Source organism: Pseudomonas sp. B1(2018), from assembly GCF_003097365.1.
Taxonomy (GTDB): Bacteria; Pseudomonadota; Gammaproteobacteria; order Pseudomonadales; family Pseudomonadaceae; genus Aquipseudomonas; species Aquipseudomonas laurylsulfatiphila.
Genome location: NZ_PYUK01000015.1, coordinates 42526 through 68674 on the forward strand (window position 1 = coordinate 42526; position 26149 = coordinate 68674).

Genomic DNA, 26149 nt, shown 5'->3' on the forward strand with positions numbered 1-26149 from the left:
GCAACCCTGCCAGAGGAAACTGAACATGAACGCACGTTTAATTCTGCGCGCCGGCGCACTGAGTCTGTCGTTGCTGGCCACTGGGGTCATGGCCGCCGTCACCCCGCAGGAAGCGGCCCAGCTGGGCACCACCCTGACGCCGTTGGGGGCGCAGAAAGAGGGCAATGCCAACGGCAGCATTCCTGCCTGGACCGGTGGCCTGAAGCCCGGCGCGGCGCCACTCGACAATGGATTTCTTGGCGATCCGTTTGCCAGTGACAAGCCGCAGTTCGTGATCACGGCAGCCAACGTCGAGCAGTACAAGGACAAGCTGACCCCCGGTCAACTGGCGATGTTCAAGCGCTATCCGGACAGCTACCGGATCCCGGTGTACAAGACCCAACGCACGGCCGCGTCGCCACAGAATATCTATGACATCGCCAAAAAGAGTGCGGTGACCACCGAACTCACCCCTGACGGCAACGGCTTGGTGAACTTCACCCAGACCCGCTATTACCCGTTCCCGATTCCGAAGAACGGTGTGGAGGTGTACTGGAACCACACCAACCGCTATCGCGGCGGCAACATGGAACGTATCGCGGCCCAGGCGGCCCCGCAAACCAACGGTTCCTATTCCATCGTCGAGTACGAAGACAAACTGGCCTTTCCGCAGTTGATGGAAGGCGTCGATGCCGGGCAGGCCGATAACGTTCTGTATTACTACAAGCAGGAAATCACCGCGCCGTCGCGCATGGCCGGCAGTGTGATCCTGATCCACGAGACTATCGACCAGGTCAAGGAGCCGCGCCTGGCATGGGTCTACAACGCCGGCCAGCGCCGCGTGCGCCGTGCACCGCAAGTGGCGTATGACGGCCCGGGCAACGGTTCCGACGGCATGCGCACCGCCGACAACACCGACATGATGAACGGCGCGCCGGATCGTTATGACTGGAAACTGGTGGGCAAACAGGAACTGTACATCCCGTACAACAACTACAAGTTGCAGTCGCCGAAGGTCAAGTACGACGACATCATCAAGCCGGGGCACATCAACCAGGACTTGACCCGTTACGAGTTGCACCGCGTGTGGCACGTGCAGGCCACGCTCAAGCCCGGTCAACGCCACGTCTACGCCAAGCGCGACATGTACTTCGACGAAGACACCTGGCAACTGGCCGAGGTCGATCACTACGACGGCCGCGGGCAGTTGTGGCGAGTGGCGGAAGGTTATGCGGTCAACGATTACGAGCGCGGTTCGTCGAACTTCTCCATGCTCGGCATCTACGACCTGATTGCCGGTCGCTACAACGTCCTGGCGATGACCAACCAGTCCAGGCATGCGACGACGTACGGCATGACCGCGAAGATGACCGACTTCACCCCGGCGGCGCTGCGCAACGACGGTATTCGCTGACCCGTTGCCGCGCTTCAGACAACGCCCTGTTCGCAGGGCGTTGTGCGTTGTTCGGCGCCTACCACCTGATGCGGGTGGCGCGTTATCCGGCGGCGGGCTCAATGATGGTGCCTACTCCCCATCAGCGAGGTCCGCCATGTTTGTGCCACGGCCGCATCTGATCGATGCACTTGAGGGCAAGCCGTGTCGCTTGCAACTGCTTTGTGCGCCTGCCGGGTATGGAAAGACGGCCTTGTTGCAGCAGTACTTGCAAGGCATTGCGCCGCCGGGGGCGGTGGTCTGGATGGCTTTGGGCGGACAGCGGCAGACGCTGGAGCGCTTTATTGCCAGGTTGGCGGGGGCGCTTGGGTTGCCGGTGGATACTGCACCGGATGGGGTATTGGCGTTTCTTGATTCCAGTAATTCGGCGACTGACCTATCGCTTTCGCGAGCAAGCCCGCTCCCACAGGGGAACGCGATCAACTGTGGGAGCGGGCTTGCCCGCGAAGAGGCCCGTGCAGCCAACGAATTCCTGTCGGCAGAAAACACAAACGAATCCCGCCCGATCCGCCTGGTGTTCGACGACCTTCCCGTGGAGATGCCCGCAGACCTGAACCACTGGTTCGACCGACTCCTGTCCCTCAAAAACCCGCAGATGCAGGTGCTGGTCACCTGTCGCCAGCGTCCGGACTGGAACCTGCCGCGCCTGATGCTGACCGGACAGTTGCTGGAGTTCGGGGCCCGGCAACTGGCCCTGCGCCCCGATGAGTTCGAATCGCTGATTGACGCCCTGGCGCCACACACCGATACGCCGGCCAGGGGAACTCTCTGGCATGAGACAGGCGGGTGGTGCGCCGGTGTTCGCCTGTCGCTTTCGCTGGATCATGCCCAGCCATCGCCATTGCTCGGCCAATATCTGGAGCGTGAACTGTTGTCGCGCTTGAGTGACGAGCAGCGCGACGTGATGGGTGGGCTGGCACATTTGTCCCGCGTCAGTGCGGACCTCTGCGAACAGTTATGGGAAGGCCGGCAAGCGGCGCGGGTGTTCAACAGTCTGTTGGAGTGCCAGGCCTTTGTGTTCCCGATCGAGCAACAACCCGGCTGGTTCCGCCTGCTGCCCGCGGTGGCGCAAGCCCTGCAAAGCCAATTGAGCGGTGCGCCGTTGAACCGGCTGCGCTTGCGGGCCTGTCAGCTGCTCAGTGTGCTCGGGCATGTCGACGACGCGGTGGAGCAGGCACTGTGTGCCGATCAACCTGAAGTGGCTGCCAATTACATGGAGCGCCTGTGGCTGAGCTGGATTCTCAGAGAGCGGCACTTGAGCAAACTGATGGATTGGCGTGAGCGCATCGAGCCGCAGTTATTGCACAGCAGCCCGCGTCTGATCTATCTGTGCGCCAAGGCCTTGCTGTTCAGTGGGCGACTGGACGAAGCCGCCGAGTGCCTGGCGCGTCTGGGGCATTTTTTGCCATTGCCCGACCCGGTACGCAATCAACGCCTGCTGGCGAACTGGCAGGCGTTGTTTGGCACCTTGCAGGCCTTGCGTGGACAGACCGGGGCGGCGCGCCTGCATTGCCGTGCAGCCCTTGATTATCTTGGGGGAGAGGACTGGTTGTCGGTGTTGTTGTGCCATTGCATCCTGGCGCGCCTTGCCATGGAGACCGGCGATCTTGCACAAGCGCAAACCTTGCTCGATCAGTCGCTGGAGCTGGCCCGGCGCCAGGGCAGTCATGAATCGGAAGTGCTGGTCAATGCCGACCGGGTCCGCCTGATGATGCTCAGGGGGCAATCGGGTTTTGCCCAGGCACTGTTGCGCACTGAGCTGGACCGGCTGGACCCGGTCCCGTCGCAGCCTTATCCGTTGCTCGGTCGGCTGCTGTTCCTGCGCGGCGAGCTGCTGTTGCAGCAAGGGCATTGCAGCGAAGCCGAAGTGGTGATCCAGGCGGGGTTGCTGCAGGTCCGCGATTGCTGCGCCCCCTTTGTGCTCAATGCCTATCTGCTGCTCGCGGAGATTGCCTCGCGCAACCACGACCCGGAAAAGGCTCATTTGCTGTTGCATGAGGCCGAGCGGCGTATGCAGTGGGGCAAGATCGACAACGCCTTGTATGAGGCACCGATTGCCCGGCAGAAAAACCGCATTCTGGCCCGTGAACAGCCAGCGGAAACTGGCCAGGCAACTGTCACTCGTCTCTCTGCAGGTGTGCCGGATTACCAGGATGACCTGACCCCCCGCGAGGTGTCGGTGCTCAAGTTGCTGGCCGAGGGCATGTCGGTACGCGAAGTGGGCAGCCGCTTGTTCATCTCGGAAAACACCGTGAAAACCCACGCCAAGAACATCAACGTCAAGCTCGGCGCCTGCCGTCGCACCCAGGCCATCAACAGCGCCAAGGCCATGGGCATCCTCGCCTGAATTCATCGCCGTCACGCCACCCACCTGATCCGGGTGGCGGCGTGGCGCCCGCGATGATCAACCATGCAGCCAGACCCTGTGCATTGCCGCCCGGCCGTGGCCGCGGCCTGACAAAAACAAGAGAGGTAGTGATGAGCGCCATCGAGAGTTCGACGAGCTGTGACATCCGCACGATCCTGGAAAAACAACGCGCGGCCTTCCAGGACCGCGAACCCTATACCCTTGAAGAGCGCTGTGAGTTGCTCGACCGGGCCATCGGTTTGCTGGTCAATCACGAACAGGACATCATCGAGGCCCTGACCGCCGATTTCGGCCATCGCAGCCCGGGTTTCTCCAAGGGCAGTGAAGTGCTGTCGCCACTGGCGACACTACAGCAGACCAAGGCCGAACTGGCCGAATGGATGCGCCCGGAACAACGTCAGGCCCGCGCCGGCGAAGCCTGGGTGCAATACCAGCCGCTGGGTGTCGTGGGCATCGTCACGGCCTGGAACGTGCCGGGTTACATGGTGTTCAGCGGGCTGGCCGGCGCATTGGCGGCGGGCAACCGGGTGATGATCAAGCCGTCGGAGTTCACCCCGCATACGTCGGCGCTGATCGCGCGGCTGATCCGCTCGGTCTACGCCGAGGACGAAGTGGCGGTGGTGCTGGGTGGTGCGGACGTCGGGCAGGCGTTCTGCGGCCAGCCGTTCGACCATTTGCTGTTCACCGGTGCCACCAGCATCGGCAAGCACGTGCTACGGGCTGCGGCGGAAAACCTGGTGCCGGTGACCCTGGAACTGGGCGGCAAGTCGCCAACGATTATCTCGCGTTCGGCAAACTTCAACGAAGCGGTGGCCAAGGTCGTGATCGGCAAGCTGCTCAATGCCGGTCAGTTGTGCGTGGCACCGGACTACGTGTTTGTCCCGCAAGAGTTGGTAGAGGCTTTCATCGGCGTGGCCAAAGCCGTGGTGGCGAAGTTCTTCCCGACGCTCAAGGACAACCCCGACTACACCTCCATCATCAACACCCGTCATTTCGAGCGCTTGCAGGGTTATCTGAGCGAGGCCCGCGCCGCCGGTGTCGAGCTGATCGAACTGAATGCCGGCGCTGAAGACTTCAGCCAGTCGCCGCTGAACAAGATCGTACCGACGCTGCTGCGCAATCCCGGCGACGACCTGCAGGTAATGCAGGACGAAATCTTCGGTCCGCTGCTGCCGATCAAACCCTACGAAACCCTCAGCGAAGTCATCGCCCAGATCAATGCGCGGCCGCGGCCGCTGGCCCTGTACTACTTCGGCAACGATGCCGCCGAAGAAGCCCGGGTGCTCAGCCGTACCTGCTCCGGCGGCGTGACCCTCAACGGCGTGATGAGCCATGCCAGCACCGAAGGCCTGCCCTTCGGCGGCGTCGGCCAGAGCGGCATGGGGGCCTATCACGGCATCGACGGTTTCCGCACCTTCAGCCACGCCAAAGCCGTTTTGCGTACAGCGGCCAACCCGGCCTGAACCCACATCATTGTCGAGAGAACTGTCATGAAAGCTGCCGTATTCCATCAGGTTGGAGCCCCGCTGGTCATTGAAGAGGTCGGCATCAGCAAACCGGGCCCGCGTGAAGTGTTGATCCGCACCAAGGCCGTGGGCGTGTGCCACTCGGACCTGCACGTCATCGACGGCTCGTTTCCGTATCCCGGCCCGATGGTGTTGGGCCATGAAGCTGCCGGTGTGGTCGAACAGGTCGGTTCCGAAGTGCGTTCGGTCAAGCCGGGCGATCATGTGGTCACCTGCCTGACGGTGTTCTGCGGCCATTGCGAGCACTGCGTGACTGGCCACCTGGCGCGTTGCGTGTCCCCGGAAACAAAGCGCGACAAGGACGAAGAGCCACGCCTGACCTACGTGCACAAACCGATGCCGCAATTCGTCAACCTGTCCGGGTTCGCCGAGCAGATGCTGGTGCACGAAAACGCCTGTGTGGCGATCCGTCGCGACATGCCGCTGGACCGCGCCGCATTGCTCGGTTGCGCGGTGACCACCGGCACCGGCGCGGTGTTCAACACTGCCAAGGTGCGACCGGGCGAAACCGTGGCCGTGATCGGTTGCGGTGGCATCGGTCTGGCGGCCATCAACGGTGCGGCACTGGCCGGGGCAGGGCGGATCATCGCCATCGACATGCTCGACTCGAAGCTGGAACTGGCCAAACAGTTCGGTGCCACTGACCTGATCAACGGCCGGGACGGCGATGCCGCCAAGCAAGTGATGGAACTGACCCGTGGCGGTGTGCACCACGCCTTCGAATGCATCGGCCTCAAGCAGACCGCCGAGCAAGCCTTTGCCATGTTGGCGCGCGGCGGTACTGCCACCGTGATCGGCATGCTCAAGCCCGGCCTGAAAATCGAGCTGGACCCTCTGCAACTGCTGCATGAACGCCGTATCCAGGGTTCGTTGATGGGTTCCAACCGCTTCCCGGTCGACATGCCGCGCCTGGTCGACTTCTACATGGCCGGCAAGCTCAAGCTCGATGAAATGATTTCCCAGCGCCTCCGTCTGGACCAGATCAACGAGGCGTTCGATGAGCTGCGCCGCGGTGAGCTGGCGCGTTCGGTGATTGTTTTCGAATAAGCGACTCAATGACCCTGTGGGAGCGGGCTTGCTCGCGAAGAGGCCGTCACATCCAACATCAACGTTGACTGTCACGCCGCCTTCGCGAGCAAGCCCGCTCCCACAGGGGTTGTGGGTAAGCCCCAATGCTTTTGGAGTGGATGGATGGACATTGATTTCACTGCGCACGAGCGCGCGTTTCGCGAGGACGTGCGCGCATTTCTTCGTGATCACCTACCCGTTGAATTCGCCGAGCGGATTGCCCTGGGCAAGCGCCTGAGCAAAGCGCATCAGGTGCAATGGATGCGCACACTCAACCGGCAAGGCTGGCTCGCGCCGGGCTGGCCTGTCGAGTTCGGTGGTACCGGTTGGAGCGATGTGCAAAAGCATATCTTTGACGAGGAATGCTTTGCGGCCGGGGCGCCGAAAGTATCTTCCTTCGGTTTGAAAATGGTTGCCCCGGTGATCATCAAGTTCGGCACCGCCGAGCAGAAAGCACACTTCCTGCCGCGGATTCTTTCCTGTGAAGACTGGTGGTGCCAGGGTTACTCCGAACCGGGTGCCGGTTCTGATCTGTCGTCATTGAAAACCCGTGCGGTGCGCGAGGGCGATGACTATGTGGTCAACGGCCAGAAAACCTGGACCACGCTGGCGCATTTCGCCGACTGGATGTTCTGCCTGGTGCGCACCGACCCCGAGGCGCGTCAGCAACGGGGCATTTCGTTCCTGCTGATCGACATGAAAACCCCCGGCATCACCGTGCGGCCGATCATCACCCTGGACGGCGAGCATGAAGTCAACGAAGTGTTCTTCGACAACGTGCGGGTGCCTGTGGCGAATCGGGTCGGGCAGGAGAACGAGGGCTGGACCTGCGCCAAGTACCTGCTGACCCACGAGCGCACCAGCATCGGCGGGATCGCGCAGAACAAGGCATTGCTCACCTGGCTCAAGCGCATTGCCAGCCAGGAAGTCCGCGATGGCCGGCCATTGATTGACGACCCGTTGTTCCGCATGCAGATCGCTGAAGTCGAGATGCAGTTGATGGCGGCCGAAATGAGCAATCTGCGAACCCTGGCGGCGACACAAAACGGCGAAGTACCCGGTGCCGAAAGCTCGTTCCTGAAGATCAAGGGCACCGAGATCCGGCAGGCCATCACCTACCTGATCAGCAAGGCCGTGGGGCCGTACGCGTTGCCGTTCATTGAGGATGAGCTGGGTTACGGCAGCGAACCCTTGCTGTACACCGACTACAGCAGCGCGGCCACCTACCAGTACCTGGATGCGCGCAAGGCCTCGATTTATGGCGGGGCCAACGAGATCCAGAAGAACATCATCGCGAAAATGATCCTCGAACTGTAAGGCGCCCCGATCATGGATTTCAAACTGACAGAAGAGCAACTGATGCTGCAGGAAACCGCCGCGCGCCTGGTGCGGGACGTGTATGGTTTTGAGCATCGCGAGCAATATCGCCAGAGCAGACACGGCTTCAGCGAACCGTTCATGCAGCAACTGGGCGACCTCGGCCTCTGCGCCGTGCCCTTTGCCGAAGCCTATGGCGGCTATGGTGGCAGCGGTGTGGAGAACATGCTGATCATGACCGAGCTGGGCCGGGGCCTGTGCCTGGAGCCATTCCTGCATTCGGTGATTTTCGCCGGTGGCCTGGTCGACCAGTTGGGCACCTCCGCCCAGAAAGACACGCTGTTGCCGCAGGTCGGCAGCGCCAGCTTGCAACTGGCCGTGGCCCTCGATGAGCCGCAGAGTCACTACCAGTTGCACGACGTTCAGACGACCGCCGAGGCGGTCAGCGGCGGCTGGAAGCTCAATGGCCGCAAGTCGGTGATCATCGGCGGCCAGAGCGCCGGGCTGATTCTTGTCTCGGCGCGCACCAGTCACGGGGTTCGGGACGAGCAGGGCATCACTGTGTTTTTGGTCGACCCGCAAGACCGCGGCGTCGGTCGACGCGACTTCGCCACCCAGGATGGGCGGATGGCCTGCGAGCTGTACCTGGACGACGTGTTCGTCAAAAGCAGTGCGGTACTCGGCGCAGTGGGGCGGGCCTTGCCGGCGCTGCGTTATCAGCAGGGCCGTTGCATCGCCGCGCAATGCGCCGAGGCCGTCGGCAGCATGGAGGCGGCGTGCGCGTTGACCCTCGACTACCTGAAAACCCGCCAGCAGTTCGGTCAGCCCATCGGCAAGTTCCAGGTGCTGCAACACCGTATGGTGGACATGCGCATCGAGCTGGACCAGGCCACGTCCATGACACTGCTCGCGGCCTGTGTGGCCGATCAGGCGGACAGTGACGAACGCAGCCGCATCCTGGCAGCCGCCAAGTTCATCGTCAGTCGTGCCAGCCGCTTTGTCGCCGACCAGGGTATCCAGTTGCACGGCGGCATCGGCCTGACCTGGGAGTACATGCTGTCGCACCACGCCAGGCATTTGCTGATGGTGGCGCGTCAGTTTGGCGATGACGATCACCATTTGCAGGCTTACGCGAAGTTGCTGCAGGTGGCGTGAGGCATACCCCAACCGCGAGGCTATCGCCGCCCGCCACGTTAGAACGTACCTGTGCGCACCTCGCCGCTGCGGGTATAGCGGGCGATCAGCACACCCCCGGGCGAACTGATCGAGTTCAGCAAGGTGAAGGCCGCCGCCTGTGCGTTGTCGTCGAACAGGCGCTTGCCGCGTCCCAGCAGGATGGGGTGAATCATCAGCCGCAACTCGTCCACCAGGCCGGCGGCAAGCAGTTGGCGCACCAGGTCGCCGCTGCCCTGGGTCAGTAGCCGAGGACCGTCCTGGCGCTTGAGCGCGCTGATCGCGTCGACCAGGTTGCCCGGCAGCGCGTGACTGTTGTGCCATTCCAGTGAATCGCCGCGATGGGTGGCCACGTGCTTGGGCACGCCGTTGAACAGGTCGGCAATGGTGTGGTGGGGGGAGTCGGCACAAGCGTGCGGCCAATAGGCGGCGAAGATGTCGTAGGTCCGACGCCCCAGCAGTAACTCGAACGGTTGTGAGAACAGGTCCTGTACGGCCTGGCCGGTTGTCTGGTCGGCGTAGGGCACGATCCAGCCACCGAAGCGGAATCCGCCACTGGTGTCCTCTTCAGGCCCGCCGGGCGCTTGCATGACGCCGTCCAGGCTGACGAACGCGGCAACGGTCAGTGTGCGCATGTTTTTCTCCTGATTCGTCCTGGTGAAGGAGGTTGGACAGGGGCGTCTGCGATCAGTCGAGACGTTCCCTGCCGGATGGTCGTACCTCTATTTGAATATGCCTGCGCCGTAACCAGCGGCGATGACAATGAGTGCGAGAAAACAGATCAATTGTAGGCAAAAGAAAGTAAATCGAACCGCCACGAAACTATCGGTCTGCACATGGGATACGTGCACCAGAGACTGACACACACGAGCGATCAGGACGATGATGGACAAGTAGCTCACCGCAGGGCCGTCGATACCAAGGGCTGAAATCACGAACACGATGACGCCAAAGACCGGCAGGTTTTCCACACAGTTGGCGTGTGCTCTTGTCCCGCGCCGATACCAATCCTCGCCTTCGAGCTGATCACTTCGGAAAGAAGCGATCGGAACCTTCGAGAACAGGATTCTGACCCAGCGATAGACCCCGACGGTTGCCATCAACAGCAGCAAGGTCCAGGTCGCAAAGCCAAGCAGCATCCACATCGGAGTCGTCATGGCTGCCATCCTCGATCAATCATTTTCAACACGTCATCCCACTGTCGCGCGACCGACGTGCGGTCGGTCGCCCCTTGTCGATCACTGGCCCATGATGGGTGCCAGTGCGGTCTGGACCCTGGACATCTGTGCCGGCGTTGTCATGCGCGCAAGCAGCCGGCCAAAGTGGGGATGCTGTACGCCCGAGACAATGTATTGCCAGCGGTAGGCGCTCAGCACGCAGGCCTTGATTTGCGCGGTCTGATCGACACTGAACGATCGTGAAGCATTTCCCATGAAGTAGTCGGCATCGGCTGCCGATTGTGCCTGCAGGATCGCGTCGACGGCCGCCACCAGGGCAATCAGATCGTTCACGGCCTGGTCGCGCTCGGCCGGGGAGAGTTTCGCGTGCTCCGCCTCCCACTCCAGTTCATCGAGTACGACGTGGCGGCTTTCATCCTTCCAGTGAAACTTGAAGACGTCCTTGAACAGTGGGCACAACTCCTCGCGCGGGGCGATGCTCTGCACATAGTGCGTCTGCACGAACAGCTCGATATGACAGGTCAGCGCCAGGACCGCCCAGGTGCTGGCCGCCAGCACCGCGCGCGCCACATCGTTCGGATCGGCAACCTGACGATATCCCGCCGGCAAACGAGTACCCATCATCGTCTCGATGCGCCGGAACAGCTCCTGATGCTTGATCTCGTCGTTGGAAAAGCGCACCAGCGCTTCGAGGGCGAGCTGATCGTCAAATACATGGGCCCGACCCTGATCGAGCATCTTGGCACTGATAAAACGCTCGACCAGGCCAAAAATATACGCATAGGTTCGGCCCTGAATCTGGCTGAGCAGGCGTGCCTCGTCTGCGCCGAGGAAGGTCAGGCGGTCGATATGCGATAAGCCGTCGGGCAAGAATTTGCGCGAGAAGTCGAAGCTGCGGTCCTGCAGCAAGTCGCGATCGATCTGCCATTCCGCTTTCTTCGAGGATTTGACAAGTTGCGCATAACGGACGGCATTGCCCGAATCCGGGCGGGGCAGGGTAGCGGCGGTGTTCATACTGATCTCCGGCTAGCGTGGTCGAGTTGGTATGGGCCAGTTACGGTTAACGCAGGAGTCAATGACAATCATGAAGCGTCTGGGGATGGTCTCGATCACTGAGTCCGCGTTGGTGCTAATCTAGGCCTCGCCGTTCAGGCGGCGAATGACCAGTGCGCCTGATTACATGCTCGGGACTCCGGAAAGGAGGGCTGGCAATTGCTGGATGCGCTATCTGATGTATTGCGGGTGATTCGGCTGTCTGGAGGGGTCTTCCTCGAGGCGGAGTTCACTGCGCCCTGGTGTCTGAGCGGAAGAATCTCCGCCGACGATTGCAAACCCTTCCTGGCCGCCCCCCGACACATCATTGCCTCGCATTTTGTCGCGGCGGGGCACATGCAATTGCGAGTCGACGATGGTGCCACCCTCGACGTGCGGGCAGGCGAACTCATTCTGCTGCCGCGCAATGACGTTCATACCTTTGGTAGTGATCTAGGTGTTGCGACCATGTCGGCGCGCGAAATCATTCAGCCGCCGGAAGTCGGCGGCATATCACGAATCAAGTGCGGCGGGGGCGGCGAGGCCACACAGTTACTGTGCGGATTCCTCGGCTCTGAAACACCGTTCAGTCCGTTGCTGTCGTCGCTGCCATCCTTGTTGAAGCTTGATGTCCGCGCGACGGCTTCAGGCGCCTGGATTGAAAGCTCATTCCGTTTCGCCGTCAGTGAGATCGCGGCGGGACGCGTCGGCTCGACAACGGTCATCGCCAAGCTCTCCGAACTGCTGTTCGTCGAAGCCGTCAGCCAGTATGTCGCGAACCTCCCCCCTGAACGGCGCGGGTGGCTGGCGGGCCTGCGAGATCCGCATATCGGGCGCGCCCTGGCGCTGCTCCATGCCCGTCCAACCGAGGGCTGGACGGCAGAAGCCCTGGCGCTTGAAGTGGGCATGTCGCGCTCGGTATTCGCGGAGCGATTCACGGCATTGGTCGGACAGCCACCGATGCAATACCTGACGCTCTGGCGTATGCACGTGGCGGCTCAACACCTGCGCGAAGGTCGCGGTAACGTGGCACAAATCGGCTTTGCAGTGGGCTACGAATCCGAAGCGGCGTTCAGTCGCGCATTCAAACGCCAGTTCGGCACATCACCCGGCACCTGGCGCAGACAATCGGCATGAGAAGGGCTGGTGTCTGAGGACTATCAGATCGAGCCAGGCGGAGAATGTCTCCTCCTGGCTGATTGTGGGCTGTCGCGAATGGCAATCTCCACCTTCGGTCAGCGAATCCGAGTGTCTACAGGTTTACGAATCCCGGTGGGAACGGACGGGTGCCGTGGTGCCTGGCGCATTGTCCGCCCCACGCTTCTCATGGGTCAGCGCGATCGCCAGTCAGCGGCCTGTTCGAACGCATGGGCCGCCCGGTAAATGTCGGCTTCGCCGAAGTACTTGCCGACCAGTTGCAGGCCAATGGGCAGGCCATCGCGCATGGCGCAAGGGATCGACATCGCTGGATGGCCCGACACATCGAAGCCACAGGTGTTGCCAAGCATCTCGAACGCACGACCCAGGAAATCCGGCAGCGCGGCATCCGCGCTCGGTAGCGGCGTCGACCTGATCGGCAACGTGGGCATCAGCAGCAGGTCAAAATGTTCGAGCAGGCCGTCGTAGGCCAGGCGCAGTTGACGGGCGAGATTCTGTGCTTTTCCGTAATAGCGGCCTTGGTACTGGCGACTGAGGTACTCACCGAGGATCATTGTTGTCTTGACGGTGTCCGGAAGGCTGTCTGCCTGCCCCCGCCATCGCGCATGGTGTTCCATCATGTCGGTCAGGTAGAGGCCGCGCCAATTGAAGCCGTGGCTATTGCCTTTCATCATTTGCTGGGTGGCGCCTTCGGCCGCAATTGCCAGCCAGATGACCGCACCCATGGCGTGCATGGGAAGGGATACCTCCTCAACCGAAGCCCCGAGTTCCCGGAAGATCCCACAGGCCTCCAGCACCGCCTGATCCACGACGGCTTCTGTGTTGGCCAGGCCGAAGCCTTCCTTGAGAATGCCGATCCGCATGCCGGCGACGCCACGTGACAGCGCCTCGACGTAGCCGCCCACCTTTGTCGGGTTCGACTGGCGAGGGTCAAGGCCGTCCGCACCCGCCAGCACCTCCAGCATTAGCGCGTTGTCCCGGACGCCAGCGGTGATCGGCCCCAGGTGGTCGAGTGTCGTTTCGATGGGCATGGCGCCGGTATAGGGTATCAACCCATAGGTGGGTTTCATGCCGTACACGCCGCAGAAGGAGGCCGGGATGCGAACCGAACCGCCTTGGTCGCTGCCGACGGCCAGGTCAACTTCGCCCGCCGCGACAAGCGCGGCGCAGCCCGACGAAGACCCGCCAGCGGAGTAACCGTGCCGGTGGGGATTGTGCACCGGGCCGCTGGCTGCGGTATGGGAGCCGCCCGAGAAGCACAGCGCCTCGCAGACTGCCTTGCCGGCGATAGTCGCGCCTGCATCCAGGAGACGGGTGACGACGGTGGCGTCGACTTCGGGCACATAGCCATCGAGCGTAAAGGAGCCATTGAGCATGGGGAGCCCGGCGACCGCGATGTTATCTTTGATCGCGACGCTTTTGCCCGCTAACGGGCCGCCGCTCCTGCCGCGGATTTGCGATTTGCATTGCCAGGCGCCATAGCGGTTCTCCTCGGCGTCCGGCACATGAATCCCTTGCCGTGGATAGCGGACTACTGGAAGAAAATCCGCAAGCGTTTCGAGTTGGTCGTACGCGTCGAAGTTACCCTGTAGCGCGACCTGATAATCCTCGATCTGCGAAGGGCTCAAGGTGATGCCGAGGGAGGTGGCGATTTCACCGATTTGTTCATTGCTGGGTCTGAGAATGGCCATGTAGTGTCCTCATGGAAATCCGTGCTGAAAAAGGGTGCGACGAGCGACACGCAGAAGCTGTGCGTCTGTTGGCTGCTTCGTCGCACCGAAAAATCGTTCGTCAGGCCGGGAGCAGATAGCCGCCGAACAGGTCCACGACCACGTTTGCCGCGTCCGCCTGGTCTCCCCAAAGCTCCCGGGTCGTGAACTGGACGTGGTAGGTGGGTTCGGATGGACTGGAACGGCCATGGCCGACCGTATCGGGGAATGGCCATTGCTGGGATGTGCGATGCACCACTACACCGCGCTTTCCGCGAACATAACCGGGCATGCGGATATGCCCGGAAACGAACTCATCACGCACAAGCACCTGATCGCCCACCTGAAACGGCTGTGCAGGAGGCCTGGGGTCACGCCCCTCGACCAGGGGCTGGGCCAGTGGATAGGCGCCTGCGGCCAGTTCTTCGAGGCGTTGCTGTTGGAGTGCACCCTTCTCGACAAACAAGGAAGCCACGCCGACGATGATCCTGTCGTAGTAGCTGGACGTCAGGTATTGGCGCGGCTCCATGCGTTCTATCGCATGGCGCAGTTCGTCAACATTGAACAGGCCGAGTTCGGCTGCGCCCAGGAAGAGCAGGCTGTAGCCAAGGTTTTCCCAGTCTTCGTGGAAGACCGGCTTGTAGCTCAGGGAGTTGGCGGTGTGCTGTACCCGGCCGAAACCCTGAAGGCCACCGAGATCATGTATGCCATCCATTTTTCATTCACTCGCTGCAGATGAAGGAAGTAGTCGCTACCGGATCATTCCCGGCCCATACGCTCAAGGCTTGCCGGGACTTCAGGTCGGGCGATTCCGATCAGTACGTCCTTGGTGACGAGCAAGGCCAACGCTTCTTCCGACCAGCCTTCGGTACCCGCCGGCCGAAATGGCAGGACCATGTAGCGGGTTTCGGCAGTGGTATCCCAGACCTGGATCTCAACGTCGAGTGGCAGGTCCAGGCCCATTTCACGCAGGACCGTGCGCGATTCCCGTACGACCCGCGCGCGGTACTCGAAGCTCTTGTACCAATCCGGTGGCAGGCCGAGGACAGGCCAGGCAGTGCAGGAGCAGAGCGTGCAGACGATGACGTTTTGCAGTGTCGGTGTGTTTTCCAGGGCGACGATGTATTCACCCTGCACGCCGGTGTAACCGAATTGGTCGCAGGCGGCGGTAGCGTCCCGCAGCAGCAGTTCGCGATAGGCGGGGTCTACCCAGGCCCTTGCCACGACTCGCGCTCCATTGGCCGGATCGAAATCGTTTTCCATGATTTCGGTGAATTTCTCGACATAGCCTTCGGGTAGCAGTTCGCGTTCCTGAAGCGCATTTTTCAGGGCATAGGCGCGAGCGGATGCCGGCGCCGCAGTCTTGTTCAGGGTGTTACTCATGATCATTCTCCTCTTGGCGAATCACCGAGCAGTTCAGGCTCCGCACATCAGCCCTGTACCGGCGTGACAGTTGATGTATTCATAGCGCTGGTCCTCGGCGCGCATGACGCTCACTTCGTGGTAGCCCTTCCACTTCAGATCGGCCTGGAGCGTTTGCACCATGCGCATGAAGGTCCCGAATATCTCGATATGGGTGGGATGGGATTCTGACCAGCGTTCAAGGTGCGCCAGGGAGCGCCAGTGGCTGACCGAAAAACTCTTCTCTTGAAGTTGCCCGCTGGCGTCGATGTGCTGCATGTAACGATTGCTGTAACAACCGACAGGCTGGCCTTCATCTCTCAGGAAGTTCATGCCTTCGCGCAGCACGGGCTCCATCTCGCCGAGGTACAGCTCCCGTTCCTTGCCAACTGTTTCGGTCCAGTCCTGACCCGAGCGAATGACCACCAGGTTTTCATGCCCCCTGACAATCACACGGGAAGGCCTTTCTTCTGCCACCAGGTCCCCCGTAGGCGCCATGGCATCGGTCTGTGAAAGCGCGATCCGGTCGCGCATGGCGCCCCAGTAGCCATGTTCCTGAATCTCGTCGCTGCGGGTCGCCATGACCACGCCCACACCTTCCATGCCCTCTGGCATGGCATAGAGTGTCTCGAAGCGCTCAACGCCCGGCATCAGGATTTCCCGGAAGTAACCCAAGCCATCGCTGCCACGGGATTCGGCGTTCCACCAGTTGGCAACCTGCATGTTCGCTTCCCAGCGGGCGAAAGCGGCGGGATCGTCCCAATAGGCGATGGCCAGCATGTTGTCGTAGCCGGCAGCATCGACGTAGTGAGACAGGTCATGGTGATGAGGGCCATCGTCCAGGGTAAAGCTGGTCATGATCTGCCGCAGGGCTGCACACGCTGCACTCAACTGGCTCTCTCCTTTTGACTGGACACCGAAGTAACCCATTACGAACTGGGTGACTGAAGCATCGGCGCGTCCTACCCAGGCCGGGAATGGAGGGGTGTAACTGTCGTCGATGCGCCGGGTGCGAGTACGAGGGCACATCAGGTGCTTGTCGATTGCTGATTCCATGGGTTCCTCACAGTTTTTGATTGCCATTGACCGCCGATGCGCGGCATGACCTATGGCTGGCTCTTGTTGTTGGTTAAAGCGAGGTCAGAACACCCGCGCGTAGCGAAGATTCATCCGGAAGTCTTCTCGCGGGCCATTTTCAACAGACAGGTCCCGGCCCAGCTGAAGTTGCAACTGGTCCTTGGGGGTAAAGAAACGGGTTGCGGTGAGGCGCAAGTTGGTGGTGCGCATGGCACCATCCAGGTCAGCGCCATCGATCTCGACTTCTCCTCCCCACGTCTGCCCGAAGCCGACGCCCAGTGAAGTTGCCGGGTCCGGCATGTAACGCCCCATCAGCTGCGCAGCGTAGGAAGTTTTCTGCTTTAGAACATCCGAACCGGGACCGTAGTCGTCGTTGTTCCCATACCAGATCGCATCACCCACCAGATCCATCGCCCACTTGTCGTTGAAGTGCTTGATATAGGCCGTCTGGAAATCGACCTTCCAGCGGTTTTCGCCGAGGTTGATCGGATCATCCTTGTCATAGCTGCCGGTAGGTACGTACAGGTAGGCGTTGAGGCTGAAAGTATCGCGGGCGCTGTTAAGCAAGAACTTGATCGGCGCGGTCAGGATCAGGTCGCCGGTGCCGCTGGAATTTCCCAGTGCGGAAGCATCGCCGCCGCTGGAGACGTGACCGAAAGGCAAGAGGAACTGTGGGTCGATGGTGACTGAATCGCTCAACTGATAGACGTGCAGCAGACGCAGGATGCCGATGTCAGAGGTCAGGTTGAAATCTGAACTGGCTTCACGCCCATGGACGCGCAGAGAGTCAGTGGTAGCGTGCTGGTAATAAACCACGCCGATGGTGGCACCCGCGGGGTATTGCTCGTAGTCACCCGGCGCCACCTCCACGGCCAAAGTGGAAAAGGAAACGCCGATAAGCGTCAGCGCTGCCCATACCGATTGTTTAACCTCAGGAAGCAACAGTCTTATTGTTTTCATTATGTCTGCCTTGCTCGGAAAACCCCTCACGGGGAACTTGGGTCTTTGACCTTCCTGGTCGTGCGCCGGGCATGCCTGGCGTACGGGTCGACATCCAACGGCCATTCACACCGCACGTGTTTGTCGCTGACTCAAGGATGAGGCCGCTGTGCATCACACTTCTTGGCTCAGACGGAACCAAAAATATGCTCAGACGGCCCTTCCGTCTCAGGTAGCTGGCGAGTAGCCGGAGGCTGTTGTAAAAGTTGTCCCAAGGCATTTGCAGGCAGTTGCGTACAGGGAACTTCGCTATCCAGTCAAAGAGCCCCGACTGACAGGAAAAGCGAAGCAAACTATGGATCTATCCTGAAAATAAATTCAAAAAACAGGGGTACATTGCAATTGGTCAAAGACGCTCGGCAGTACTCCACAGTGATTCCGCAAACCGGTCGAAAGGTGCTGACGGGCACAGACTGGTCTAGCGAAAGTGTTGACCTCGCGACTCAAAGCAACTCTTTCAATGACCGGGTGGACTACTGGCGGGAAATGATCTTGCGACTGTTCGCCGACGTGGAAATCGGTGCAATTCCGAACCCCGATTTCTTCGGAAAAGTTCGCTCGCAAAAGTGTGAGTTCCTGCGCGTGAGCGATGTCGGAGCCGCGGCACAGGCTGTCAATCGACGGCACTTACAACCTACGTGCCGGGAAGAAGACAGATATTTCGCGGTACTGATGCTTGAAGGCACGGAATGCCTGGAGCAGGGTGGCAACCGAGCGGTGATCCGGCCGGGCGATTTCTCCATCTACGATGCAACGCGGCCGCATTACTTGACGTTCGAGAATGACTGGAGGCAGATCATCGTCAGCGTCCCCCGAACTTGCATCAACCAGTTGGTGGTCAATATGGAGTGCCGCACCGCAACGCGGATATCCACTGACGGCCCTGTGGGAAGGGTCATGCGCTCCTTCCTGGAGAGCATTGCCTCACAGATCGGCCAGTTCACTCCAATTGAAATGGCACGGCTATCAGAGTCGATTACACATTTGATCGCGCTGACACTTGGCCATCTGCAGCCCATGGACTCTGAGCATTCGCGCTCACAGGCGCTGACACTGATGCGGGTCAAAATCTACATTAACGACAACCTGGGCAACCCCACACTGAGCGCGCAGCAAGTTTCCCTGGCAACGGGGGTCTCCGTTCGCTACATCAACAAGCTGTTCGAACAGGAAGGTGTTTCCCTGATGCGCTACGTGCTGCGTCGGCGACTAGAGCGCTGCAGCAGCGATCTTCTCAATCCGATCAATACAGCGCATCGAATATCCGACATTGCCTTTCGCTGGGGCTTCAATGACCTTTCCCATTTCAGCCGGGTCTTCCGGGAGTTCTATGGTGTGGCGGCCAGAGAGTGGCGGGAATCACAATCGAAGCGATGATTGGCGCATATCTGCTGGCCGCGCATACGCAATCTTATGCCTCGACCGGTTGAATCCACAGCCGATTGCGGCCTGTCACGAAGGGCGGCTTGCGCCCCGGATTGTTCCGGGGCTTCGCACTAGCGACGATAGTAACGGCGATCGTCCTCGTAACGGTGGCGCTCCCAATCACGATGGCGCTCGGCTTCTCGGCGGGCTTGCTCTCTACGCCACTGATCTCTGCGCCACTGATCCCTGCGCCAGTCGTCTCGGCGCCAATCGTCTCTACGATCGTGCCAACGGCCGTCATGCCAGTATCGGTCGTCATGGGCAAGCAACGGCCCTGGCTGCTTGCCGGCCATGCTGGCCAAGGTCGGCCAAGGGTTGCCGGTGGCCTGGACGGGCGTCTGGACGGCTGGGGCTTGAGTTGCAAAAGCAGGGGTTGAGTCCTTCATCTGTGTGGCGGATGCCGAGCCCACTGCCGCGAACGCGAACAGGCCGAAGAGCACCCTCCGTGGGACATGGAATTTCATGAGCGAAGACAACCTCTGATGGACAATCGGACGTGTGGCTATCGGGCGGCGGGAAGCTTGTAAGGGGGCGTGCTTACCGAGCGGATGTGCCTATCCACATAGACCGGTAAATAGGGAAAAGTTCTAGGGGGCCGTTGCTTAAATAGCCAACGGTCTCAGTCGTGGGGTGGTAAAAAAAGGTTCATCACATAATTCCGGGAAACTGTAGGAGCTCCCGAAGGCTGCGATCTTTTGATTTTGACCTTCAGCAATCTCCAGATTGCAAAAGCAAGATCAAAAGATCGTCCGAACGCGGCCCGAGCCTTCGGCAGCTCCTACAGATATTTCGTAATCTGTGTTCCCCCGGGATTCCGTGAAGTACTAAAAAAAGTACCGGTTGCGACGGCCCTTGCAGCAGGAACTTCAGGGTATTGGCCGGGTCTATAGCGGCCCTGTATCGGCAGTGCCGTCCGAGTCCAGTCGAGTCCGCCCCCTGATGCCAAACAAGAGTTCTCTGCCGGTCCTCATCCTGGTGTTCTGCGCTGTCGCCTCGTTCAGTGCTGTCGCTGCCGAGCGAAGAGCGCCTGCGCAAAGCAACAACGCATCAACCACCCTGATCGAAACAGCCTCGCGGCAGTATGAAAACGGCCAACTGGACCAGGCCGCCGCCACGCTTGAGCGTGCCCTGCATATCCAGCCGAACAATCCAGCGACGCTGCATTATCTTGGTGTGTTGCGTCTTCAGCAGGGGCAGTACCAGCAGGCTGAAACCCTGGCGGCGCGCTCGAACATGCGGGTCGGTAACAACGTCCAGTTGCGCAACCGCAACTTCCAATTGATCCAGGCGGCGCAGCAGGCCCAATCTTCGGGAACCCTACCCAATGCCAACGCGGACGTGGTCGCGGTACAGAAGGGGCTGGAAGAGGAGACCCAAAGGCGCCGCGAAGCGCAAGTGGCGGTTGCTGAGCAATCCACTGCGGACACCGGGCGTGAGGTTGGCAACTTCACTACTGCTGAGGCAAATCGGGTTTCGGATGTACCGACGGCGGGAAGAGTAGGGGCCGAAGGTCAACTGCAAATGGCTAGTATCGGGTCAGAGAGGGCGTACGCTGAGTTCGAGATTCCCCGCGGCCATATGCCGCCTCCCGGTAAATGCCGAATCTGGTTTCCTGATCGTCCGCCGGGGCATCAGCCTCCACCGGGTAAATGCAAGAAGCTGCGATATCGGGTTCCTTCAGGGGCCTATCTGGTGCGTGGGTGAGTTTCCCGGTGTCCTTTTTTGGCTGACTGCTGACTGCTGACTGCTGACTGTCATGAAGGGCTTCTTCCGACTGCCCGCGATTCCAGTGGCCTGGCACGGTCGAAAATGAAACCGCGCGGAGCGGTGCATGGCGCAGAGTCTGCTCGTCACTGCGAAGTGGGTTAACGGGACGCGGGTCAAGACGTTGGCTGAAAGGTCCATCAATCAGCCAGGTGGTCTGCGTGTGGCGATCAGGTGTCAGTACTGAATCTATCCACGACTTCAAGCATGGATGCCTTGCTGGACTCCTGTGCCGAGGGAGGTGTCATGCTATCCACGCTTGAGTTCGTGCTTCACCCACTATGAAACCGTAGGCTCCTCACCACGTATCGTGCCCGCCGTGCTGGCGACCACAAGCGCCACGGCACAAGCCAGCAATGCGAATGCCGTGAAAACCCCCATCACATGCAAGCATGGCATGACATGATTCCAGGCTCGAGCCACCCCCAGGAAAGCGGCGAACAGCCAGCCACTCATGGAGAACGCCCCCAAGAGTGCAAGGCGACCGCGGTCGGCACTTGGTAACAAGACGAAGGAGGCTTTTTGCAACAACGGGAAGCCGACGCGATGCAACAGACCGCCGTTCAGAGTCAGCAGCGCGACAACCGCCACCTTGGCCCAGAGCTTCTGGTTGAGCAAATACGCAGTGCCCTCGAGGAGATACCCCTGAAGTACCAACAGCAGACCACTGCCCCAAAGGGCCAGTAACGCGAGGGTGGCGATTTTCCTGGTTTCTTCCAGATACTCAAGCTTCGCCTGATCCAGCGCTTCCTTGCGCCAATTCCAAAGCTTGTGATCGGCTAGCAATACCCTGCCGAGGGCAATACAGCTGGCGAGCAGATGAACGTACACGAGGAGCATTTTAAGCATTATTTTTTTTGACCTTCTTATTGTATGGACAATGCACTCCCTGCGTCCTGAGTTTGAATATTAATGATACGTATTCTTGCTTGTAACAACAAGTTTCAAACCCCTCCAGTCAGCATTTTTTGCGCTTGCCTGTACGTGTTGATTGGATCCATTCGGGCATCTGCAGGTTCAGGTGTTCGGTTCTAACCGAGAAATGCCGCTCCTGGCCGTTAAATGTCTGTCACGACTGCTGGATGCGAAGCGCCGCCCGAACTTGTATTAATCAGAGATTGGTCATCAGCTATGCGTCCGCGAGAGGTCGACGGGCTCACTGGCATTGCCCCACAAGCCCTCAAGTTTGAAATGGCTCTTGAGTTTCTGTGCCCACCTCTCACCTCAAACTCATCGAGTTTTTGAAATCACACCACTCATGTATTGATTTATATCGCGCAGATCCTGAATCCTCCAGGAGTACGGCGATAGCTTTACACCATTCTCTTGCAAAGTTCTTGGAGTCAAGTCTCCATTTGGACGAAGTATTATCGATGGCACAATAACACCCGGATAATCATTTAACCGTTTTTTGAAAGCGGAGGTTGTAAGGTCAGGCGTAGGAGGGTTGCTTTTATTAGCCAGTGGTCCTGTTCCTTTGAGATCTGTTCCGTGGCACATGATACATCTCTGTGAGTAGATACTTTTCCCGTTAACATTGTCCGCGAAGGATAGTGAAGTTTGAATGAGCGATAACATTCCGAGCGTGACGATGAATAATGTTTTCATTTTGATGCGGCCTTGTTGTTTAAAACAGATCTGAATCGAGGGGCAAATCCCGGAGTTGCCACTGCAACACTCAGTTCATTAGCAATGTGCTCGCGCCCACGAGAGGTCGACTGGCGAAACACAGTGATCAGGTTGTCAGCGGGCAGTTGTTGTATTCAGGTGCCAGAGGGCCAACTTGAGCGGGCGGTCATTTTGCTTGTCTGGCAACGTCGAAGCCGGGAGGCCGATGGGGGTTTTCGCCAGCGAATGCCTGTAGTTTCAGGCAGATAAGGGGCAGGGCGCCGTGCACTGTTTTCATTGTTTTCATCTTCCTTGATGGGATCAGCGTCGATTGGACGCGATCAGGTGCGCGGGAAAGATATCAGCCATCGTGTCGGCATACACCGTCATTTCTGCTGCCCGTTGAATCTACTCGTTTTTCTGGCGCATCCCAGTGACGTTTTTTGAGCGATTCTGACTTTCACCAGGGGCGGCAACTGCCGCCTCACGGAGGGGGGCGATTTCACCGAAAAGTGGTCATTCAAGGCGGTGTAGCTTGTGCTGGTCTACTATTTCGAAAGCCACGCCTTACGAAGGCCACTAGCTTGATCGTTATTGTTCTTAGAGAAATAACTCATGAAAAATAGAACACGTGACTTCTACAAACTCTTGCACGAAATCGAATATGAGATAGGAAGTGAGTGTTACAATGGGAGCATTCAAAACTTTGGGCCAGGTGGTGCTTGGGAAGGAGAGGGCAGGGACTTCCGCTACCCAATTCGTTTCACGAACTCTGAAGGCGGGCGCGAAAAATACAAAGGAACGTTTCCGTACACGAAAAGCTCTAGCGGAGAAGCGGCATACTGTATACTTGGTGAAGAGCGTTTTAGTTCGGCTCATTATGCCTTTGGGGCGAATGAACTTTATATCTTGCGAGGGATAAAGCACGCGCTCGAAAGGCTGGAGTCACGATTCAATATAGACTTTGACGAGCTATTAAAAAAAGAGAAAGCTCGTGAGAGTGAGGCAAAATAATTAGCCTAATCTATTCGCTTCGTTCGCTCGAATGCCCGTAAGCAGAGCTTGCGGACATTCGAGCGAACGGTCCCTATTGATACTCTCAACCGATCAAGGTCTAGCACTCGCTTTGGGCTGTCGCGACTATTCGCCATCGACCTCTATGAGTCGAATGCTTCAGTCGGGAGACTGCTTTCGACCCCAAACTGCTAAATGAGCAGTAGGCCTGTCGCACCTAATGTGCACGTTAATGTACTCTCACCGCCTTAGGCTTGGATGTACTTTGCACAGTAGCCGCCTGCAGCGGCGGTAGGGATACTGCCCAGTTAATTACAGGAGTTCAAAATTGAATAGAAATTCGCAGAAGACGCCCGAAATGTGGGGAAGTGTCCGGAAGGTGTCGGTAGTGACGTTCACCCTGGTTGTTGTGATTGGGGTAATGGCCATCTCAGCACTTGTTCAAAATCGTGGGCTGCATGTTGAAGCAAAACCCGATCGGATAGGTGTGACGCTGCAACCAGCAGAGCAACCGAGCCCTTCTATCTCCACCCACGGCGACGCCTCCCCCATCATCACCGCACCTGATGCGCATGTCGTAACCGAAGTCAAAGGGCCAAACAGGTCGGCGTCTGCAGATACCCCACCGAAGAACGGAATATCCACCCACGGTGCGGCCTCGCCAATCGTGACCGGGCAAGGCGCTGTGGTTAAATCCACAGTCGACACCCGGCCGTGATGAAAGAAAAACTTCGCCGCGCGGTGATGATGCTTTCGGTGCTGGTGTTGCCAGAGATTGTTCTGGCGCAATCCCAGAATATGCAGACCACGGGCCCGTGCTCGTCGATCGTTACCGGTGCGGGTGCATCGGGAAATAGCACTTGCATCGGCGTCACTGAACAAGTACTGAAGCGTCTGACCGACATCACCGCCGCTAGCCAGGGCCGGAGACTCTATGTTGCAGAGGCTTGGCTCAGTCCAACTCCGATGTTCGGACGACCCGGCAGTGGTAAGCAAACCGTAAATGAGCAGGTCTTTGTTTCAGCCCGTGTGACCAATATCACGGCGGCGCCAATTCTCCTGACGTCAGCCAAGTGGGAAATAGTGCAAGCGAGAAATCTGTCGAAAGGTGGCGCCTCATTCTTCTCCAAGAACTTGTTGTGGCCCGTGATTTCGATGAACAAGCCGATCAAAATCGAGCCTGGGGAACAGGTCGATGTCGAGTTCGCTGAAGGATTGGAGCTGAATGGGATGGCCAGCCGCATCCGTAAGAATCGAGCCCTGGACACTGCTTTTACGGTCCCGGCCGATCCAACGCGGATTAACGGCGACCAATACGTCAATTGGTTCGCCGAACAGATGGGCCTGCTGTACGGTGCCAAGGCAAAGCTGCGGCTCACGCTTTATGAGGGTGACTACAAACCTGTCGCCAGCCTGTTAGTGCCACTTGCCCAGGGCGTGGACTTCTTCTATCACGGCGAGGCGGTGGACCAGAAAGGAAACGTTCAGTACGCGCCCCGCCTGGCTTACGACGCCTTCCTGGGCCAGTACCTCGAAATGCGTGAGAAAATGGAGCCGGGGTTTAGTATCAACACTCCTCCAACGAGGGTGATCGAGGTGATTCCCGATCCTACCGTGTGGGGTAAGCAAAAGTATCGAGATCTCGGAGTTCAAGAGCAGCCGGAGGAGTAACGTGCTGCGGTGGGGTTTAATGATCAGAGTGATAGAGATCTGCGGCAGCTGCACTTATGGCTGCTATCCAGGCTGGCTGTACAGACTTAAATCTGAACCTCATGATGATGGTCCGCTCGCTCCCATGAAATTTATACCGAAATACCCTGTAGCCTAACGTCTCGTGAAACCTCCGCAGTTATCGATGACCTCTCCGTTCAGCACCGCTACAGCAACAGAGCGCGTATGGAATAGTGCCTTGACGGCTTTTGGGGTAAAGCTCATTTCCACTATTGCCATCACCTGAGGTAGGTAAATCGCCGACAGCTGCCTTTCACGAAGGGCAGCAATGGGTCCAATTCGGCCGGTTGTGACTAGTATAAATCTACATAATCCGGCTTGCGTGCGACCAGCAGAAACGGCCAAAGTGCAGGTATACAAGTAACGGTCACAGGTATGCATGCCGATGGCGTCATTGTAGGTGTTTGCTTTTTAACCCAGGCTTTGAGCCTATTGCCGGTCTTCTAATTGTTTTCCTCCATACCCCCAGCTAACATCAACATAAGTAGGAAACCCCACGTGCACGTAAAGGGACTTACCGTTATGGATAACGACGACTTATCTTCCTACCGATTTTTCAAGCATCGGAGCTTTCGACTCAGTGCAACGGCTTCATGCCCATGCCAGAATTTTAGCCCGCTGGAGTTTCGATATCGATGAATAATCGCGCCCTTACGGCCGTGCTTCTAATATCTATAATCCTATGCTCCCCACTAGTTAGTGCGGCAAAAGGAGTAGTTGTTTATTACAAATCTGGATGTAGTTATTACATTGTGCAGACCAATCAAGGTTATACACTTCTTGAGTGGTTCGGAGGAAACGATCCGGGCGAGGGGGATACTTTGATAGGCGATTATGAGGCGTACGGAATGAAAGATATTTATAATGCGACAGCTGACGCAGAAACAAAAGTTTGGGTAGAAGACTATATGCTCACTAAAGACCGCGCCATAGAATCTTACTTCGAAGAGTGTAATTGATCTCTCTTAACTTTCAACTTCGCTATCTGGACGATCCGTTTTTGGTAGCTTTCATCGGTAGCGATCGGACTCGAATTTCACGTAGCGGCTTGCAAAACAGGCGTTTTCACCAGTCAATGATCAGGCAGTTTTGGGAAGCCGGACTTTTTTCAACAGAATCGGCCAGGAGCAGTCAGTCAGCGCGCTTACAAGAGGAGAGGCGATACAGCT

General features: G+C 58.8%; 23 protein-coding genes. 13 read left to right on the top strand and 10 right to left on the bottom strand.

Annotated elements, in window-relative coordinates:
• The first annotated feature begins 25 nt into the window (after positions 1-25).
• The 6 genes from C9422_RS22095 to C9422_RS22120 all read left to right on the top strand — a co-directional run bounded on the left by C9422_RS22095 (position 26) and on the right by C9422_RS22120 (position 8866).
• Positions 26-1393, top strand: a complete 1368-nt coding sequence (locus C9422_RS22095; RefSeq protein WP_007974213.1) for a DUF1329 domain-containing protein — start codon at positions 26-28, stop codon at positions 1391-1393.
• Positions 1394-1529: 136 nt separating this feature from the next.
• A complete protein-coding gene (locus tag C9422_RS22100; protein ID WP_116582140.1) occupies positions 1530-3779 on the top strand; it encodes a LuxR C-terminal-related transcriptional regulator in 2250 nt (749 codons plus the stop codon).
• A 131-nt stretch (positions 3780-3910) separates the two neighbouring features.
• Positions 3911-5263, top strand: coding sequence for a coniferyl aldehyde dehydrogenase (locus C9422_RS22105; RefSeq protein ID WP_116582141.1), 1353 nt, complete (start codon positions 3911-3913; stop codon positions 5261-5263).
• Between the two features lie 27 nt (positions 5264-5290).
• On the top strand, positions 5291-6373 hold the full coding sequence (locus C9422_RS22110; protein WP_116582142.1) for a Zn-dependent alcohol dehydrogenase: 1083 nt from the start codon (positions 5291-5293) through the stop codon (positions 6371-6373).
• A 144-nt stretch (positions 6374-6517) separates the two neighbouring features.
• On the top strand, positions 6518-7711 hold the full coding sequence (locus C9422_RS22115) for an acyl-CoA dehydrogenase family protein (protein WP_116582143.1): 1194 nt from the start codon (positions 6518-6520) through the stop codon (positions 7709-7711).
• A gap of 12 nt (positions 7712-7723) precedes the next feature.
• Positions 7724-8866, top strand: coding sequence for an acyl-CoA dehydrogenase family protein (locus tag C9422_RS22120; RefSeq protein WP_116582144.1), 1143 nt, complete (start codon positions 7724-7726; stop codon positions 8864-8866).
• 38 nt (positions 8867-8904) lie between these two features.
• Here the strand turns inward: C9422_RS22120 and C9422_RS22125 are convergent, their stop codons facing one another.
• The 3 genes from C9422_RS22125 to C9422_RS22135 all read right to left on the bottom strand — a co-directional run bounded on the left by C9422_RS22125 (position 8905) and on the right by C9422_RS22135 (position 11076).
• Positions 8905-9519 (bottom strand): dihydrofolate reductase family protein, encoded by a 615-nt coding sequence (locus tag C9422_RS22125; RefSeq protein WP_116582145.1) that lies wholly within the window; start codon positions 9517-9519, stop codon positions 8905-8907.
• A gap of 87 nt (positions 9520-9606) precedes the next feature.
• A complete protein-coding gene (locus tag C9422_RS22130; RefSeq protein ID WP_095967253.1) occupies positions 9607-10041 on the bottom strand; it encodes an MAPEG family protein in 435 nt (144 codons plus the stop codon).
• Positions 10042-10122: 81 nt separating this feature from the next.
• The gene (locus C9422_RS22135) at positions 10123-11076 is read right to left on the bottom strand and encodes a diiron oxygenase (protein ID WP_116582146.1); all 954 of its coding nucleotides are present in this window, start codon (positions 11074-11076) and stop codon (positions 10123-10125) included.
• 198 nt (positions 11077-11274) lie between these two features.
• Between C9422_RS22135 and C9422_RS22140 the strand changes: the two genes are divergently transcribed.
• Positions 11275-12231, top strand: coding sequence for an AraC family transcriptional regulator (locus C9422_RS22140; RefSeq protein WP_116582147.1), 957 nt, complete (start codon positions 11275-11277; stop codon positions 12229-12231).
• Between the two features lie 194 nt (positions 12232-12425).
• Here C9422_RS22140 and C9422_RS22145 read toward each other — a convergent pair whose 3' ends face one another.
• From C9422_RS22145 to C9422_RS22165, 5 genes are all read right to left on the bottom strand, one after another.
• On the bottom strand, positions 12426-13943 hold the full coding sequence (locus C9422_RS22145) for an amidase (protein WP_116582148.1): 1518 nt from the start codon (positions 13941-13943) through the stop codon (positions 12426-12428).
• Between the two features lie 100 nt (positions 13944-14043).
• Positions 14044-14676 (bottom strand): nitrile hydratase subunit beta, encoded by a 633-nt coding sequence (gene nthB / locus C9422_RS22150; protein ID WP_116582149.1) that lies wholly within the window; start codon positions 14674-14676, stop codon positions 14044-14046.
• Positions 14677-14720: 44 nt separating this feature from the next.
• Positions 14721-15344: a nitrile hydratase subunit alpha gene (gene nthA / locus C9422_RS22155; RefSeq protein ID WP_104448132.1), complete on the bottom strand. Its 624-nt coding sequence runs from the start codon at positions 15342-15344 to the stop codon at positions 14721-14723.
• A gap of 33 nt (positions 15345-15377) precedes the next feature.
• Positions 15378-16418 carry a phenylacetaldoxime dehydratase family protein gene (locus C9422_RS22160; protein ID WP_116582224.1) on the bottom strand — a complete coding sequence of 347 codons (1041 nt, stop codon included), beginning with the start codon at positions 16416-16418 and terminating at the stop codon, positions 15378-15380.
• Positions 16419-16502: 84 nt separating this feature from the next.
• Positions 16503-17399, bottom strand: a complete 897-nt coding sequence (locus tag C9422_RS22165; protein WP_116582150.1) for a transporter — start codon at positions 17397-17399, stop codon at positions 16503-16505.
• Positions 17400-17780: 381 nt separating this feature from the next.
• Here C9422_RS22165 and C9422_RS22170 point away from each other — a divergent pair, with 381 nt between their 5' ends.
• Positions 17781-18815: a helix-turn-helix domain-containing protein gene (locus tag C9422_RS22170; RefSeq protein ID WP_256590012.1), complete on the top strand. Its 1035-nt coding sequence runs from the start codon at positions 17781-17783 to the stop codon at positions 18813-18815.
• A 987-nt stretch (positions 18816-19802) separates the two neighbouring features.
• Positions 19803-20567 (top strand): tetratricopeptide repeat protein, encoded by a 765-nt coding sequence (locus C9422_RS22180; RefSeq protein ID WP_116582152.1) that lies wholly within the window; start codon positions 19803-19805, stop codon positions 20565-20567.
• 339 nt (positions 20568-20906) lie between these two features.
• On the opposite strand, the gene C9422_RS22185 is transcribed toward C9422_RS22180, so the two are convergent.
• The gene (locus C9422_RS22185) at positions 20907-21476 is read right to left on the bottom strand and encodes a hypothetical protein (RefSeq protein WP_116582153.1); all 570 of its coding nucleotides are present in this window, start codon (positions 21474-21476) and stop codon (positions 20907-20909) included.
• 381 nt (positions 21477-21857) lie between these two features.
• On the bottom strand, positions 21858-22235 hold the full coding sequence (locus tag C9422_RS32635; protein ID WP_256590013.1) for a c-type cytochrome: 378 nt from the start codon (positions 22233-22235) through the stop codon (positions 21858-21860).
• 615 nt (positions 22236-22850) lie between these two features.
• On the opposite strand from C9422_RS32635, the gene C9422_RS22195 reads away from it, so the two are divergent.
• The 4 genes from C9422_RS22195 to C9422_RS22205 all read left to right on the top strand — a co-directional run bounded on the left by C9422_RS22195 (position 22851) and on the right by C9422_RS22205 (position 25939).
• A complete protein-coding gene (locus C9422_RS22195; RefSeq protein WP_116582155.1) occupies positions 22851-23249 on the top strand; it encodes a hypothetical protein in 399 nt (132 codons plus the stop codon).
• A gap of 388 nt (positions 23250-23637) precedes the next feature.
• Positions 23638-23967 (top strand): hypothetical protein, encoded by a 330-nt coding sequence (locus C9422_RS32065; protein WP_133249028.1) that lies wholly within the window; start codon positions 23638-23640, stop codon positions 23965-23967.
• Complete coding sequence (locus C9422_RS22200) at positions 23964-24920, top strand: hypothetical protein (protein ID WP_256590014.1); 957 nt, start codon at positions 23964-23966, stop codon at positions 24918-24920. The genes C9422_RS32065 and C9422_RS22200 overlap by 4 nt, the downstream gene beginning before the upstream one ends.
• A gap of 695 nt (positions 24921-25615) precedes the next feature.
• Complete coding sequence (locus C9422_RS22205; RefSeq protein ID WP_116582156.1) at positions 25616-25939, top strand: hypothetical protein; 324 nt, start codon at positions 25616-25618, stop codon at positions 25937-25939.
• Positions 25940-26149 lie beyond the last annotated feature (210 nt).